Annotated in this window: 14 protein-coding genes; 5 read left to right on the forward strand and 9 right to left on the reverse strand. The window is 46.7% G+C overall.

Features of this window, described 5'->3' with window-relative positions:
• The first annotated feature begins 7 nt into the window (after nucleotides 1–7).
• Both pgeF and BBC0178_RS08100 read left to right on the forward strand, forming a co-directional pair.
• Nucleotides 8–790 carry a peptidoglycan editing factor PgeF gene (gene pgeF, locus BBC0178_RS08090; RefSeq protein ID WP_078040418.1) on the forward strand — a complete coding sequence of 261 codons (783 nt, stop codon included), beginning with the start codon at nucleotides 8–10 and terminating at the stop codon, nucleotides 788–790.
• Between the two features lie 735 nt (nucleotides 791–1,525).
• Nucleotides 1,526–2,458 (forward strand): ribose-phosphate pyrophosphokinase, encoded by a 933-nt coding sequence (locus tag BBC0178_RS08100; protein ID WP_077972152.1) that lies wholly within the window; start codon nucleotides 1,526–1,528, stop codon nucleotides 2,456–2,458.
• 188 nt (nucleotides 2,459–2,646) lie between these two features.
• Here the strand turns inward: BBC0178_RS08100 and BBC0178_RS08105 are convergent, their stop codons facing one another.
• On the reverse strand, nucleotides 2,647–4,176 hold the full coding sequence (locus BBC0178_RS08105; RefSeq protein WP_078039776.1) for a helicase HerA domain-containing protein: 1,530 nt from the start codon (nucleotides 4,174–4,176) through the stop codon (nucleotides 2,647–2,649).
• 304 nt (nucleotides 4,177–4,480) lie between these two features.
• Between BBC0178_RS08105 and BBC0178_RS08110 the strand changes: the two genes are divergently transcribed.
• Both BBC0178_RS08110 and pth read left to right on the forward strand, forming a co-directional pair.
• A complete protein-coding gene (locus BBC0178_RS08110; protein WP_078039777.1) occupies nucleotides 4,481–5,140 on the forward strand; it encodes a 50S ribosomal protein L25/general stress protein Ctc in 660 nt (219 codons plus the stop codon).
• A gap of 60 nt (nucleotides 5,141–5,200) precedes the next feature.
• Nucleotides 5,201–5,914: an aminoacyl-tRNA hydrolase gene (gene pth, locus BBC0178_RS08115; protein WP_078039778.1), complete on the forward strand. Its 714-nt coding sequence runs from the start codon at nucleotides 5,201–5,203 to the stop codon at nucleotides 5,912–5,914.
• Between the two features lie 860 nt (nucleotides 5,915–6,774).
• Here pth and BBC0178_RS08120 read toward each other — a convergent pair.
• Nucleotides 6,775–7,443, reverse strand: a complete 669-nt coding sequence (locus BBC0178_RS08120; RefSeq protein ID WP_077972163.1) for a L,D-transpeptidase — start codon at nucleotides 7,441–7,443, stop codon at nucleotides 6,775–6,777.
• A 219-nt stretch (nucleotides 7,444–7,662) separates the two neighbouring features.
• On the opposite strand from BBC0178_RS08120, the gene ychF reads away from it, so the two are divergent.
• Complete coding sequence (gene ychF / locus BBC0178_RS08125; RefSeq protein WP_077972165.1) at nucleotides 7,663–8,766, forward strand: redox-regulated ATPase YchF; 1,104 nt, start codon at nucleotides 7,663–7,665, stop codon at nucleotides 8,764–8,766.
• A gap of 231 nt (nucleotides 8,767–8,997) precedes the next feature.
• Here the strand turns inward: ychF and BBC0178_RS08130 are convergent, their stop codons facing one another.
• From BBC0178_RS08130 to BBC0178_RS08160, 7 genes are all read right to left on the reverse strand, one after another.
• Nucleotides 8,998–9,438, reverse strand: coding sequence for a PRC-barrel domain-containing protein (locus tag BBC0178_RS08130; protein WP_075868913.1), 441 nt, complete (start codon nucleotides 9,436–9,438; stop codon nucleotides 8,998–9,000).
• 665 nt (nucleotides 9,439–10,103) lie between these two features.
• Entirely contained in the window at nucleotides 10,104–10,652 is a 549-nt protein-coding gene (locus BBC0178_RS08135) for an adenine phosphoribosyltransferase (protein WP_075868915.1), read from the reverse strand.
• A 6-nt stretch (nucleotides 10,653–10,658) separates the two neighbouring features.
• Nucleotides 10,659–11,501, reverse strand: a complete 843-nt coding sequence (locus BBC0178_RS08140) for a cytochrome c1 (RefSeq protein ID WP_078040421.1) — start codon at nucleotides 11,499–11,501, stop codon at nucleotides 10,659–10,661.
• Nucleotides 11,495–12,769 carry a cytochrome b gene (locus BBC0178_RS08145; RefSeq protein ID WP_078040424.1) on the reverse strand — a complete coding sequence of 425 codons (1,275 nt, stop codon included), beginning with the start codon at nucleotides 12,767–12,769 and terminating at the stop codon, nucleotides 11,495–11,497. Before BBC0178_RS08145 ends, BBC0178_RS08140 begins: the two co-directional genes overlap by 7 nt.
• A gap of 5 nt (nucleotides 12,770–12,774) precedes the next feature.
• Nucleotides 12,775–13,326 carry a ubiquinol-cytochrome c reductase iron-sulfur subunit gene (petA, locus tag BBC0178_RS08150; RefSeq protein WP_078039779.1) on the reverse strand — a complete coding sequence of 184 codons (552 nt, stop codon included), beginning with the start codon at nucleotides 13,324–13,326 and terminating at the stop codon, nucleotides 12,775–12,777.
• A gap of 380 nt (nucleotides 13,327–13,706) precedes the next feature.
• Nucleotides 13,707–13,934: a hypothetical protein gene (locus BBC0178_RS08155; protein WP_078039780.1), complete on the reverse strand. Its 228-nt coding sequence runs from the start codon at nucleotides 13,932–13,934 to the stop codon at nucleotides 13,707–13,709.
• Nucleotides 13,931–15,769 carry an ABC transporter ATP-binding protein gene (locus BBC0178_RS08160; RefSeq protein ID WP_078039781.1) on the reverse strand — a complete coding sequence of 613 codons (1,839 nt, stop codon included), beginning with the start codon at nucleotides 15,767–15,769 and terminating at the stop codon, nucleotides 13,931–13,933. The genes BBC0178_RS08155 and BBC0178_RS08160 overlap by 4 nt, the downstream gene beginning before the upstream one ends.
• Between the last annotated feature and the right edge of the window lie 563 nt (nucleotides 15,770–16,332).

Raw genomic sequence — 16,332 nt, forward strand, 5'->3', positions numbered from 1 at the left:
CATTCACATGTCACAATTGCCATCGCCGGTTTTTTCACCTTCCCTTAAAGTTTTGGAAAAAGCAGGCATAAACCATGCTTTTTTTACCCGTCAAGGCGGCGTGTCTCACGGGATTTATGAAAGCTTGAACCTTGGTCGCGGCTCCAATGACGACAAAGAAAATGTCGAAAAAAATCGCGCTATTGTTGCCGCCTATATGGGGATAAAACCGGAAAACCTCATTAATCTTTATCAAATCCACTCTCCCCATGCATTGATCATCAATGAACCGATAAAAGGTGAACGCCCCCGTGCCGATGCTTTGGTTACCAATAAAAAGGGACTCGCTTTGGGTATTTTGACAGCCGATTGCGGACCTGTTCTTTTTGCCGACCCGAAATCCCGTGTTATTGGCGCTGCCCATGCCGGTTGGCGAGGTGCTTTGGCAGGTGTTGTCGAAAATACTGTTGCAGCGATGGAAACACTGGGCGCAAAACGGGAAGATATTGTTGCAACATTGGGACCGTCAATTGGCCCCGAACATTACGAGGTTGGCAAAGAATTTTACGAAACTTTCGTCAATAGTTGTGCCTCATACAAAAAATTCTTTGTTCCGTCAGAACGCTTCGAACATTTCTTCTTCAACCTTTGGGATTTTGTGTTAGCCCGCCTTGATGAGGCCGGTGTCCATGGCGATTGCCTGAAGCTTTGTACCTATGCTGATGAAAAACGTTTTTTTTCCTATCGTCGCAAGACACATTTGAACGAACCCGATTATGGACGGCAGATTTCTGTTATTACCATTTCGTGAATATGTTCGATGTTCTAACAAGGATTTTTGTTAACTCCAACTGATTTTGCTTTTGTCAGTGCCAACAGATATGCAATAATTTTTCCTGTCGCCTTGTCGATAGCTTTGAAAAAGTTTCGAGTATTGCAAGGCAAATACATCATTCTTTCATGCTGTTTCTTTAATGTTGTTTTGCCGGTTTCAATTTCAGACGAATGTTGAAACCGGCTTGTGACCAATTCCGTGAACAAGCTTGATCGCGAAATGATAAGGAAAGTTCCCTTTCACATTAAACCTTGAAGCGGAGTTTCATTTTTGAACCTGATAAGACAGACAAACTGCGCCCGCGATAAAACCACAAACAAGCGGGAATCACATTGAGTGAAGAAAAACCGGTACCGGTTTTCGTAAAGTCTTGTGTTTTTTGCAAAGAGAAACACACTTTTCTCATCAATCAAACGCAATGGCGTGCATTAACACACAGTGCATTAAAAAAAGCGCTCATTAAAACACGGCGCATAAAAAAGCCGGTTTGAAAGAATGAAGCAAAACCTGCGGAATTTGCAGTTGGTCAATAATCTGACAGTTATGCACTGAAACTCCGCTTTTTTTCGGAATATTATTTTTTTACCGGTGCAAAAACAAAACATTCAAATAAAAATGGACCGAGTGACAATATGAACTCTTGCAATCTGATAACAAAAAGTTAAAACCGCTCCCAGAAAGTCTGTTTTCTTTAGAGCCAGGGACCAAGCCATGAAACTTTTCTGCGGCAATTCCAACCCACGCCTTGCCGAAGACGTAACAAAATATCTCAACATTCCTATGGGTAAAGCAACGGTAAGACGCTTTGCCGATCAGGAAATTTTTGTCGAACTCCATGAAAATGTTCGCGGTGAGGATGTTTTCCTTATCCAGTCGACATCCTATCCCGCCAATGACCATTTAATGGAACTGCTCATTATGATTGATGCGGTTCGTCGCGCTTCTGCACGCCGCATTACTGCTGTTATTCCTTATTTCGGTTATGCAAGACAAGACCGCAAACCCGGCCCCAGAACACCGATTTCGGCCAAACTTGTTGCCAATCTATTGACTGAAGCCGGCGCAAACCGCGTTTTGACACTTGACCTTCATGCAGGCCAAATTCAAGGCTTTTTCGATATTCCGACCGATAATCTTTATGCGGTTCCGGTCATTGCACGCGATGTCAAAAACAACTATTCGCTCAAAAATGTCATGGTGGTTTCACCGGATGTCGGCGGTGTTGTTCGCGCCCGCTCACTTGCAAAACGGCTTGATTGCCTGCTTGCCATCGTCGATAAACGCCGTGAACGCCCCGGTGAATCGGAAGTTATGAATGTGATTGGCGATGTTTCGGGCAAAGATTGTCTTTTGCTTGATGACATTGTCGATTCCGGTGGAACACTTTGCAACGCTGCCGAAGCCCTTTTGAAAAAAGGTGCGAAGAGTGTAACCGCCTATATTACCCATGGTGTTCTTTCTGGCGGCGCTATTGCCCGCATCGCCGGTTCCAAGCTGAAAGAGCTTGTTATCACCAATTCCATCATGCCGACACCGGCTGTAGAACAGGCTCCCAATATCCGCGTTTTGCCAATTTCCGACCTTATCGGCGAGGCTATTTCACGCACGGCAGCCGAACAATCGGTTTCAAGTCTGTTTGATTAAAAGTTTCATTTGTTAACGAAAGAAGGCCGCAGAGATTTTGTTTCTGCGGTCTTTTATTATGTAATCGAAGCTCTTATCGAACCGGAGCTGCTGCTGAACCGGATGTTTTGTCGGTCATAAGTTTTTTATGAAACTCGATCTTTCCATGTGAACGTAGATCTTTCGTCACTTTTTGGGCAAATGCGCTTTTATTCGGCTGCATCCCTTTTGTTCTGAAAATCGTCCGGTGCATCGGGGTCACCGGGCAGTGTTTCCAATCCCAGATCGGGAAAAGCGGCAATGCGTTTACCGCCGAAATCGGTTCTTACCACCAGAAGCCCGCGTTCTTCGAAATAGGTTAGAAGGTGACGTGCGCGACTCATAGAATGCGTGCCATAAAGGCGGGCAAGCGTTGCATCGGAAGGGCATGGTTTGCCACTCACGGCAGCTTCCGCGACATTCAAAAACACACCTTGAATATCATCAGTCAAAGTTTCGGAAAGCGCTAAAGCTTTTTGCCACGTTTCGCTTGAAGCTGTTTCCTCGTCAATAGCGGCTTGTGCTAGTGCAAGTTTGCGCCTGAACTGGGCAAGATCAAGCAGTTCTCCCGGAACACGGTGAATGCGGCAGCGCACCAGAAAATCCTGATAAAGCACTGCAACCGAACGGAAAGAAGCATCTTTATCATCAACAATTTCGCGTAATACCGCATCAAGTTCGGCTTCGCGTTCCTGTTCGTCAATTTCAGGAAAGAGGCTTTGAGCTTCTTGCGGTTCTTCCTGCTTCTGGCGCACCAGCTCTTCCAATATTTCATTGGTGGGTTTGGGGGGTGGCGGAGGTGCGGCGCGCCTTATCGGCATAATCATTTCTTCAGGCGATGGTGTGAAGATCAGGTCTTCCGCATCGACTGGCGCTTGCGGCAAGGGAAGAAGTTTGGGGCTTGTCGAACGGGCAGCTGTTTCCACGGGGCCAATGACCACGTGAAGCGGGCGGCGCGACAAAGCCGGACCGAGCGCTACAAAATGCCCGCGTTCAAGATCGCGGAACATTTCTGCCTGACGGCGCTCCATGCCTAAAAGGTCGGCAGCACGCGCCATATCAATATCAAGAAATGTCCGCCCCATTAAGAAGTTCGAAGCTTCGGCTGCGACATTTTTTGCTAGTTTCGCAAGACGCTGGGTGGCAATAACACCGGCAAGTCCACGTTTTCTACCCCGACACATGAGATTGGTCATGGCTCCAAGCGAAAGCTTGCGCGCTTCGTCGGAAACATCGCCTGCGGCAGCGGGAGCAAATAATTGTGCTTCGTCCACCACCACCAGAAGCGGATACCAATAATCGCGCTCGGCATCAAAAAGCCCGCCCAGAAAGGCGGCTGCGGCACGCATTTGTTGTTCGGTATCAAGCCCTTCAAGGTTCAAAATAGCAGAAACGCGATGTTGGCGCACACGCGCGGCAATACGTGTCAATTCGACTTCGGTGCGTTGTGCTTCGACAACCACATGGCCGAATTTGTCGGCAAGCGTAACAAAATCCCCTTCCGGATCAATCACACATTGCTGCACCCAATGGGCGCTTTGTTCAAGCAGCCTGCGTAACAAATGCGATTTTCCCGAACCGGAATTGCCTTGCACCAGCAAACGCGTTGCCAATAATTCTTCAAGATCAAGGCTCGCCACTTTCGAGCCGGTCAAGGCGCCACGTTCAAAAATAGTTCCAAGATTGATGTCGACCGTCATTGCCAAGCCATCAATTGCCGAACCGTGAAAAGGCTCCGAGAATATTGAAACAAAAATATGGTTGATTCTTTTTCCATGATTCCTTTTAGCATTTCCTTGTCAAAAGATGAAAAAAACGTCATTTTTTCCCACAACTCTTGCAAGCTCGCAATCTTTCTATTATAGCACCCCAATCCACGTCGACACCCTTGGAGGCAGCGTGGAATGGAACGGGGACAGTCTTTGCCCTTATTCCATATTCATGTCCGGAGCTGTTGAACGTTCCCCGCATGGATCTCCAGTTTTTTTGAAAAGGACTTAAGCCATGAGCAAAGTTTACACACTCAAGGCCGAAGCACGCGAACGGGTTGGTAAGGGGTCCTCTCGTCACCTTCGCCGCAACGGTCTTGTTCCAGCAGTTATTTACGGCGACAAAAAGCCGGCACTTTCCATTGCCCTCCCCTATAAGGACATTTTTTACAAGATTCACGGTGGTGCATTCTTCACAACTATTGCCTCGATTGAAGTTGGCAACGAGAAGATTGAAGTTTTGCCGACCGATTTCCAGCTTGATCCGGTACGTGACTTCCCGATGCATGTCGATTTCTTGCGTGTTACGGAGAAATCAGTTGTTCACGTCAATGTTCCTGTCCACTTCCTCAATGAAGAAGAAGCTCCTGGTATCAAGACCGGTGGCGTTTTGAACATTGTTCGCCACGAAGTCGAACTTGCTGTTCCGGCTCACCATATTCCGGAAGCTATCAAGGTTGATCTTACCGGTTTGGAAGTTGGTGATTCCGTCCACATTTCCGACATCAAATTGCCGGAAGGCGTTACGCCGCTCATCAAAGACCGCGATTTCACCATTGCAACCATTGCAGCTCCTGTTGCATTGCCTGTTGAAGATGAAACACCGGCAACCGATGAAGCCACAGCAGCAACAGAAGAAACACCTGCTGAGACAACTGAAGAAAAAGCTGAATAATTTTTTTAAAAAAGGCGGGAAAAATTTTTGCGCCTTTTCTTTCCAAGTGAGGTTTATCCCATGTTGCTCATTGCCGGTCTCGGCAATCCCGGTTTTGAATATCAGGATAACCGCCACAATATCGGTTTCATGGCGGTTGATGAGATCAATCGCAAATACAAGTTCTCATCGTGGAATAAAAAGTTTAACGCACTTATTTCCAGCGGAACGATAGAAGGCGAAAAAGTCCTTCTTCTTAAACCTCAAACCTATATGAATCTTTCCGGTCAGGCTGTTGGCGAAGCGATGCGCTTTTACAAGCTGCAACCGGAAAACATCATTGTCATTCATGACGAGCTTGATCTTGTCCCCGGAAAATTGCGGGTCAAAACCGGCGGCTCGAGCGGCGGGCATAACGGCATCAAATCCATTGACGCCCATTGTGGAAACAATTATCGCCGCATCCGTATCGGCATCGGCCATCCGCAATCGAAGGAACAAGTAACAAACCATGTGCTCGGCAATTTCTCCAAAGCCGATCATGAATGGCTTGACCCTCTTCTCCAATCATTGGCCGACAATCTCGGTTTGCTTATTAATGGCAAAGACAGCCTGTTCATGAACCGCATTTCACTGGCACATGAGAAAGACGCCGAGAGCGAACACAAAAACAGTGGCGACAAGCCCAAAAAACAAAGCCACATCAGACAGGCTCGCCCCGCCCAACCAAAAGAACTTCCTGCCACCGGCCCTATGGCCGACATGTTGAAAAAACTGTTCAAAAATAACGACTAAACCAATTCGCTTCACTCATCTGAAAGCGAATACACGCGATAAAATGTGCGGCTTGGCTTTAGTCAAAAAGTGAGCCCCGTGACACGGTCGAAGCGGATAGCCCGCAAACACGAAAAGATTATATCCGGCCTCACGGTAATCTTCACCTACCAACGCTGACAATGGAATTTTTCTTAACTTGGCGGAAAATAGAATAATGTATTGCGCCAGGTTTTTGACTTTCAAAATCCTTAAATTGTCGGGTCTTGACTTGTCGGGGCTTTACCCGTTCCAATTTCTATTTTGATAGGGCGAGTTATGTTGGCAGTAACGATGATTCATCAATCACCGACTGACGCTTTGACATGACAGAAGCCGGAAATTGGACATGAAAGCCCGCTGGAATTTACTTTTTCTGCCATTTTTAAGAAAAGAGGCAAAAAGCGAGCTAACCAAGGCAATAGACAATCCCCTTTGTTTAATTCGCAGAAAATAATAGGTTACAAAAATAATAAGCCGCAAAAAACAAATTTTTGAACAGTGCCTTCACAATATCACCGCAAAACGCCTGTAACCAAGTTGATAAGAGGCGAAAGTGATATAACTTAACGACCCTGATAAATCGCTATACCCCAATTTTAAAACGCGGGCTTTCTGGCAAATAACGCGTTCCAGCTATTATCAGAAAAACCCCGAAGCATTGCTTTTCAAACTCTTGGCCTATCTGAAACCGCGCCCTATCGGCGTTTAGGAGCTATCGTGAACGAGCTTAATAAAGCCGCAACGGGATAGCGACGCCAGTTTTGATTATCAAAATCAAACCCGTTTCAGACAAGAAAAACTTTTATATCAGCCGACGGGTTATCTTTTATTTGAGATGATCAGGAAAGCCCCTGCTCGTTATGTTGTAGAACAATAACATGGGTTCCTTCGGGAACACGGCCGTAAAGGTCGATAATGTCCTGATTGAGCAAGCGTATGCACCCGCTCGACACCGCCTTGCCGATTGACCATTCTTCATGGGAGCCATGAATCCGGAACAATGTGTCTCGCCCATCCTTGAAAAGGTAAAGTGCGCGTGCACCCAGCGGATTATCCGGTCCTGCCGGCATACCATCGCCGAGATGACCGTAACGGTCGGGTTCGCGCTCCATCATATCCTGTGTCGGATGCCAGATCGGCCACATGCGTTTATATTGTACGATAGCTTCCCCTTCAAGCGCCAGACCGGCTTTGCCGACGCCAACGCCGTAGCGTAGCGCGCGACCGTTTTCCTGAACGAGATAGAGAAAACGTGCTTGCGTGTCGACAACCAGAGTACCGGGGTGATAAGGACCGTTGAACGCCACTTCCTGACGCCAGTATTTCGGGTTGATCTTGCTCATATCGACAGCCGGAAGCGGATAAGGTTCGTTCATCACCGGACCATAAAGCGCTTTGATATCGGCCGGAACCGGCCATGACTGTTCTACTTGTGGTTGATTGCTTACGCAGGCGGCGAGCGCCAAAGGTGCGGCAATGATGAATGTACGCCGAGACAGGTGCCTCATGATAACTCCATACAAAATATCGGATTGTTGCTAACACTGAAAGCTTAGCCAATCGTTAAAATAGGCAAGTTTTTGGCAAAAACGAGAATGAAGATAAAAATCGGAACAACTGTATCTTTTTCGCATCAAAATTGGCTCTTTAACTGGTTTCTGTTAAAAAACGTGCTATAGAACCAGTCATATTGACAAGCTTACCGGATTAGGATTGAGAGAATTTCCATGGGTTTTAAATGTGGTATTGTCGGATTACCCAATGTGGGCAAATCCACACTCTTTAACGCTTTGACAAAAACGGCTGCGGCTCAGGCTGCCAATTATCCTTTTTGTACAATCGAACCGAATACCGGTGAAGTTGCTGTCCCTGATCCGCGGTTAAAAAAGCTTGCTGCCATTGCCGGTTCGAAAGAAATTATTCCCACACGCATCAGCTTTGTCGATATTGCCGGTCTTGTTCGTGGCGCTTCGAAAGGCGAAGGATTGGGAAACCAGTTTTTGGCCAATATTCGCGAAGTCGATGCCATTGTCCATGTGCTGCGTTGTTTTATTGATGACGATATCACCCATGTCGAAGGCCGGATTGATCCGGTGTCGGATGCAGCAACCGTTGAAACAGAATTGATGCTGTCCGATCTTGAAAGTCTCGAGCGGCGCATTGTGCAAATGAGAAAACGCGCAACCGGCAAAGACAAGGAAGCTTTGACTGTTCTTCCCATGATGGAAGAAGCTTTGAAGCTTTTACAAAATGGCAAACCGGTACGCCTCCTTATCAAAGATATTTCCGCCGATGACAGGCAAATTCTTGATTCCTTTAATTTGTTGACCTCGAAGCCTGTGCTTTATGTTTGCAATGTTGCCGAAAGCGATGCGGCAAGCGGCAATGATTTTTCAAAAGCTGTCGAGAAAATGGCTGCCGAACAAGGTGCTGAAAGTGTTATTATTTCGGCTGAAATCGAGGCAGAAGTTGCGCAATTGCCGGAAGCGGAAGCCAAAGAATATCTTGAAGAGCTGGGGCTTCATGAACCGGGGCTCGACCGGTTAATTCGCGCCGGCTATCATCTTCTTGACCTCATTACCTATTTTACCTGCGGCCCCAAAGAAACCCGCGCATGGACCATCAAGCGCGGCACCAAAGCCCCGCAGGCGGCAGGCGTTATCCATTCCGATTTCGAACGCGGTTTTATCCGCGCCCAAACAATTGCCTATCAGGATTATGTTGATCTTGGTGGTGAAGTTGCGGCAAAAGAAGCGGGCAAAGCGCGCGACGAAGGCAAGGATTATGTTGTTGAAGATGGCGATGTCATGCTTTTCAAGCATAATTCCTGATCTCCTTACAACCTATCGCACCGGTTTTGCTCATTTTCCGGCCGTTTTTTGATAAACAAACCGGTTTTAATATTTTCGTGAGGATCTCGAAAACTGATAATATAAAAGCCGTCCGGAAAAATTCCGGACGGCTTTTTTCAAATAGATTCTATAGAAAACCGATAGGCTTTCGATAGAAAAATAACCTTTCGATGAAGATAGCGTTCTCGCCTATCGAACTGTTATTTGTAATCAGAGCTTCTTATGCTCTTCATATTTGAATTCGGGAGCGGCCATCAGGCTCTCTTTGGTAACGTTCACGACAACCTTCCATGCTCCGTTCTCGTGGCGCATGTAAATGCTTGTCGGATCAACAACCACATAACGCTCGCCAACACCAAGAAAACCGCCGACGCCCACAACAATGCCCGCTACATTATTCTGGCGAATGATAATGTCCTTGATCTGGCCGATTGCCTGATCCTGCTTGTTCAATACTTTTGTATCAATCAAGCTCGAAGCAATAAAATCTGTTTCGGTCGGTGTGACATAACGAACAACGACATCACCATTCGGCAGCTTGACTTCCGAAGCCGGTTCTTTCGGTGCTTCGATTGTAATTTTTGGAGATTGTGCAAATGCAGTTCCAGCGAGTGTTGCTGCCAAAACAGTGATAAGTGCCAGTCTTTTCATTTAATACGCCTCATAATAATGTTAATTACTTAGGCAAAACGTATAAAATTTCGAATGGTTCCAAATTTTATTTAATTTTTCGATTTATTTTTCATGATAATAATTCTTTTAATGAGTATTTCATTGTATATTCAAGTATATTTGATGAATTTTTAATAACGTTCTACTCAAATGAAGTTTTAGTCTTTTTCTTGATTTATTTTTCCGTATCTTTGGATAATTTGTGTTTAAAAAACAAACTCCTCAAATGTTTTAGTTTCTGAACGTTATATCTGTAAAAGGTCGTTCGGCTTGGAACGTCCGGTTCTCTCACCGTTTGATTTTTTTAAATCCTACCGGTAAACATTGCAAAAGAGCTTCAAAGCGAAGCCAAAAACACATCGAATGTGCGGAGGGAATGAAAAACCGGCATTATTTGATTGCTCTATTGGATTTGATTGTTCTCTTGGTGACCGGCAGTTAGCCACCCACGAATAGAAATTCAAAACCGGCTTGAAAGAAAGAAAATCAAGAGCACTCAGGCGTTAAAAAAACGCCTGCTCTATCAACAACAATTTGCCTGAAAAGATTGAAGCAAAAAACAGCTTTCGTTGAAAACATCTTTGGTTACTTTTAAACGCGCTGCTACATTTTAAAAGCGAACCACCTATTCAAGGATTCAAGCTTCAATCGCCTTCATAAGAAACGAGTGTATGGACATCGACCCCCAATTGGCGAAGCTTGTCGGCGCCACCATGGTCGGGCAGATTGATGACAAAACAGGCTGCAACGATTTCCGCATCAATCTGGTGCAACAGCTCGGCTGCGGCAATGGCTGTTCCACCGGTGGCGATAAGATCATCCACCAGTACCACGCGTTCGCCGGGTTTCACCGCATCTCGGTGCATTTCCATTTCATCAATGCCATATTCAAGGCTATAGGCAATGCGCACCGTATCATAAGGTAATTTGCCTTTTTTCCTGATTGGTACAAAGCCTGCCGAAAGCTGGTGGGCAACAGCCCCGCCCAGAATGAAACCGCGTGCTTCCACACCGGCAATTTTATCGACTTTAAGCCCTATATAGGGGTAAACCAGCGCGTCAATAGTGCGCCGGAAAGCACCGGCATTGCCCATCAAAGTGGTAATATCGCGGAACTTTACTCCCGGTTTCGGATAGTCCGAAATCGTGCGGATCGCTTTTTTCAATGTTTCTTCAAGAGTTTCATTTGTCATCAATTTTCAATCCAATTCATTCCATATGCGTCTTTTCACGGCATAGGTAAGGCCGGCAAAAACTATCAAGAACAAGATGACACGAAAACCGGTCTTCTTGCGTGTTTCCATATGCGGATCGGCAGTCCACATCAAAAAGGCCGATACGTCACGGGCGTAATTTTCAGTTGTTTCTTCTGTACCATCATTATACGCCACCATGCCATCACTTAAAGGGGGCGGCATGGCAAGCGCATTTCCCGAATTGAAATAAGGGTTATACCAATTATTTTCCGCAACTTCTGCTCCCTCCGGCGGGTCGCTATAACCGGTAAGAAGTGCCGTAATATAATCCGGCCCTGCTTCGTTATAATTGGTAAAAATATCGGTAATGAGGGCCGGAAACGGCAAAGACACTGCGCGGGCTTTTGCCATGAGCGACAGGTCGCCCGGATTGGCACCGTTATTGGCAAATTTTGCCGCCTCGACATTTGGAAATGGTGAAGGAAAATAATCGGTCGGCAAGCCTTTGCGAACAAACATTTCCCCTTCGCTGTTCGGCCCGTCCTGAATGTCATAGGTTTTGGCAAAAGCTTTTATTTGTTCCTCGCTATAGCCAAGTGCCTTGAGGTCACGAAAAGAAACATATTTCAAGGAATGGCAGGTCGAGCAAACCTCTTTATAAACCTTGAGACCGCGCTGCAATTGCTGAAGATCATAAGTGCCAAAGGGGCCGGAAAAGCTCCAGCTCTGTTTTTCAGGAAGCTTCAACGGGTAATGCGCCTCACCGCCCTCTTCGGCAAAAACAGCAAGAGGCGCAAGGACAACGGCTAAAACACCAAGCCAAAGGAGAGTGAGTATTCTTACCATAGCCGCCACGCCCTTCTAGCCTTTGCTTCTTTTTTTTCGAGATCTTCGCTAATGGAAGAAGGAACAGGCAAAGTTTTTTCAAACTTCGGCAAGAACGGCATGATGACAAGGAAAAATACAAAATAATAAAGTGTGGCAATTTGCGACCAGAATACGCTACTTTCTGTAATGGGTGCTGCCCCCAAGGTACCAAGAGCCACCACATCGACAATAAACAGCCAATAAAACAGTTTGAATGCCGGACGATAGCGCGCAGAACGCACTTTCGAGCGGTCAAGCCATGGCACGAATAACCAGATCAACACCGCCGCCATCAATATCAGCACACCGCCGAATGTCGAGCTGATCGGCCCGAAATCGAATGTAATTGCGCGCAGCATAGCGTAGAAGGGTAGAAAATACCATTCCGGCACAATATGCGGTGAGGTGGTCATGGTGTCACCGGCGATATAATTATCGGGGTGGCCCATATAATCGGGCATGAAAAACAAAAACCACGCAAAGAAAATCAGAAATACGCTGATTGCGAAAATATCTTTGATCGTCGCATAGGGTGTGAAAGGTACCGTTTCCGACGGAGACTGCACTTCCACACCTGTCGGGTTGTTCTGCCCGACATGGTGGACAGCCCATATATGCAGACCGACAAGGAAAACCAGAATGAAAGGAAAAAGATAATGCAAAGAATAAAAGCGGTTGAGTGTCGGCTGGTCGACATTGAAACCGCCCAATAATGTTTCATGAAGCCAGGGGCCGATAACCGGAATAGCCTTAAAAAGGCCGGAAATGACCGAAGCCGCAGATGTCGACATCATGCCCCAGACAAGTGTGTAGCCTAAAAACGCGGTTGCCATCATCACCAGATAGATCAGCACACCGATTATCCAGATGAGTTCGCGCGGTCGCTTGTGTGAACCATAATAAAGACCACGGGCAAGATGGATATAGGCTGCAATGAAAAAGAATGACGAGCCGACAGCATGCCATGGCTCGAAGAGCCAACCGAACTGGCCGTCGCGCATAAACCGTTCGCGCGCATCGAAAGCCAATGTCACATCCGCTATATAATGCATCGACATGACAATGCCGGTTAGAACTTGCGATACCAGCATGAGTGTGAGGATGCCGCCGAAGGTATAGAAATAATTGAGATTTCTCGGCACCGGAAACGATACACCAAGATTATAGAGAAAACGCAAAATCGGAAGCCGTGCGTCAAGCCAGCGTGTCAGAGCATATTTCGGATTATAGGATGAAGGTTTTGTCATCATATCTATCCGATCTGCAACAGGCTGTCAGACAAAAAACGGTAAGGCGGTATTTCAAGATTGCGATTGGCAGGGCCGGAACGCACCCTTCCGGCCGTATCATAAACCGAACCATGACAGGGACAGAACCAGCCGCCAAAAGCACCCGACTGCCCGAGCGGCACACAACCAAGATGTGTGCAGATATTGATGAGAACAAGCCATTGTTCGCGCCCCTTGCCAGCCGAGCGGGCAAGATCGGTGGCAGGTTGGTGTCCCTCAAGATTGGGATTTCCCGCATCCTTATCCTTGAGCTTTTCCAAGTCGACATTTCGGGCATCGGCAATTTCTTTTTCGGTACGGTGGCGAATGACCACCGGTTGCCCGCGCCATTTGACGGTAACCGACATTCCCTCTTCAATGCCGGAAATATCAACTTCTATTGTTGCGCTTGCCAGAACCTTTTGATCAGGGCGCAATTGGTCGATAAACGGCCAGGCTACCGAACCGACGCCGAGCGCACCGGCAACGCCGGTTGCAAGAAAAAGAAAATCGCGTCGTGTCTTTTCGCTGCTCATTGTAAAAGGTTTTTAACCTGTCGGAAAAAGGTTGGTGCCTGTTGGTCAAACGTATGTTGTTTAACACACAGCACCAATTTGTCCACGCTTTAAAAATGATGATAACCGCAACGCGACTGTTTTTGCAACTTTCACGGCCAATTGCTGCACGATTATGAGGAACTTTTCTTCATTTGTTTCAAATAACGGCAGCTTGTTGTTTGTCACCCATAAAAACACTGACAAGTTTTTCAAAATACGGTTTTTTAAAATATGGAGCACGCATTAAACACAAGCAGCATGTTTCGGCTTTCTTGTTTTTCATTGCTTTTGCAGCTCTCTTCACTATTTCCGGCAATGAAAAGGTTTTGTTAGAGCCGGTTTTTTAAGGTGGAGTAAGCTTACCCCCAAAAAGCCCATGCGGATAAGCTCATGCCGAAAATTCCATAAGAGAAAAAGACATTAAAAGCATAAACTTCAAACGGGTTGGAGAGAGCTTCATTGATGAACCTACGGGCAGAAAACAATGCCTCCACTCTTGCCACCCGCAACGAAAAGCTAGGTTTATTGCGAATGGCTATTTTCAGCGTGATTTCAACTCTTTTCAGAAAACCGATCTCATTATTCAAGCCTCTTCATCAAGATCGAGATGGCCGCCAACCTGCCGGTTCCACAAATGGGCATAGATGCCGTGCTTCGAAAGCAATTCTTCATGTGTGCCATCTTCGACAATTTTTCCCTTATCCATAACGATGAGGCGGTCCATCTCCGCAATTGTCGACAAGCGGTGGGCAATAGCAAGAACAGTTTTTCCTTCCATCAGGCGGGCGAGATTTTCCTGAATAGCAGCTTCAACTTCCGAATCGAGTGCCGAGGTTGCCTCATCGAGAATAAGGATCGGCGCATCTTTGAGCATGACACGCGAAATGGCAATGCGCTGGCGCTGGCCACCGGAAAGGCGCGCGCCCCGTTCGCCGACAAAGGCATCATATCCGGTTTTGCCATTCTGGTCCCGCAGACTGTCGATAAAATCGGCAGCTTCGGCATCCTTCACCGCTTCAAGCAGTTCACGATTGCTGGCATCAGGGCGGCCATAGAGAATGTTGTCTTTGAGCGAACGGTGTAAAAGCGAGGTATCCTGTGTCACCACGCCGATTGCCGCGCGCAAGCTTTCCTGTGTGACATCGGCGATATTTTGCCCGTCAATCAGAATAGCGCCCTCTTCGACATCGTGAAAACGCAAGAGAAGATTGACAAGGGTCGATTTACCGGCGCCCGAGCGCCCCACAACGCCGACCTTTTGCCCCGGCTCGATATGAAGGTTGAAATCTTTCAAGATTCCCTTGCCCTTGCCATAGTGGAAGCCGACATTTTCAAACCGGATATCGCCTTTTTTGACGACAAGTTTTTTGGCATCTTTCTTGTCTTCGACGATTCTGTCCTGTGCAATGGAATGCATTCCATCTTCGACAATGCCGATATTTTCAAAAAGTGCGGCCATTTCCCACATAATCCATTGCGCCATGCCATTAAGCCGCAAGACAAGGCCGATGCTGACCGCAACAGCGCCGACAAGGATGGCGTCCCTTTGCCATAGCCAGATGCCGAGCGCGCCCACAACAAACAATAAAATACAGTTCGACACATAAACGCTGATCGAAAATTTCGAGATGAGCCGCATCTGTTTGTAAACCGTGCCCTGAAAATGCTCGAACCCTTCGCGGGCAAAGCTTTCCTCCCTTGCGTGGTGGGAAAAGAGTTTGACGGTTGCAATATTGGTATAAGAATCAACAACCCGTCCGGTCATGAGCGAACGCGCGTCAGCCTGCGCTTCGGAAGCATCGCGCAATTTCGGGATAAAATATTTAAGTAGCCCGATATAGCTGATAATCCACAAGAGAAACGGTACCATCAACCGCCAGTCGGATGAGGCGGCAATCACCAGTGTGCCAAGGAAATAGACAATCACATAATTTAAAACATCAAAAAGCTTCATCACCGTTTCGCGCACCGACAAGGCCGTTTGCATGACCTTTGCCGATATGCGTCCGGAAAACTCGTTCTGGAAAAAGCTCATGGATTGGCCAAGGAGATAACGGTGCACAAGCCAGCGTATCCGCATCGGATAATTGCCAAGCAATGTCTGATGCATGACCATACTGTGCATGGTGACAAAAAATGGCAGGATGAGAACGACAAGCACACCGATGAGTGCAAGTTTTACGCCTTGCGTTTCAAAAAATGTTGCCCGTGAATTGGCATTGAGCCAATCGACAATACTGCCCAGAAACCCGAAAAGCGAAACTTCTGTCACCGCAATCAGAGCGGTAAAAATTGCCATGAAGATCAACCACGGCCAAACGCCTTCCGTATAATAAAGGCAGAAACCCAACAGATTTTGCGGTGGGCGTTTCAGCTCTTTTTCGGGAAAAGCGTTCAGTCTTCGTTCAAACCATCCAAACATGGTCGAGCTCCTTGTTTCTGCTTTATTTCTGCTTTATTTTAGCTGTCTCAAAATGGTGTTCGACCCCTGCCCGAACACAAAACCCGAACACACAACTCTTCGAACGATCCGGCCCCTTGGAACGACCCGATTGGCGAAGTGTTTCATGGCTTCAAGTGTTATATGTCTTTTTGTCACAAACCGGCGGTTTTTTCAAAGCGGGAAACTTTTTTGCTCCCGACTTCTCCCGAATTTAATTGACAGGAAAATTCCGCGAAAGGATTTGATGACGACAATAAAACGGTTTTTGCGCCTCCTTGAAGATAGGTCAAAAATGCCCGCTTACAAGACGTTTCCCGCAACAAACAGGGCTTTCATGATATCAAACGCACGCTAAGATAATGAAACAGGGAGAAAACGTAATTTTTATAAAGACAGACGTTATAAAGTTAGACAAATCAAAAAAGCCGGCGGCAAACTTTACGTGTTTCAGTTGCCCGAATAGAAAATTTGAACAGAAAAGCATGTTTGCCAAAAAAGTACGTTCCGGAAGAGAAAAACACGTTTGCCAAGAATTGTGAATT

Source organism: Ditibartonella apihabitans (genome assembly GCF_002007485.1).
In the GTDB taxonomy this organism is placed as follows: Bacteria; Pseudomonadota; Alphaproteobacteria; order Rhizobiales; family Rhizobiaceae; genus Bartonella; species Bartonella apihabitans.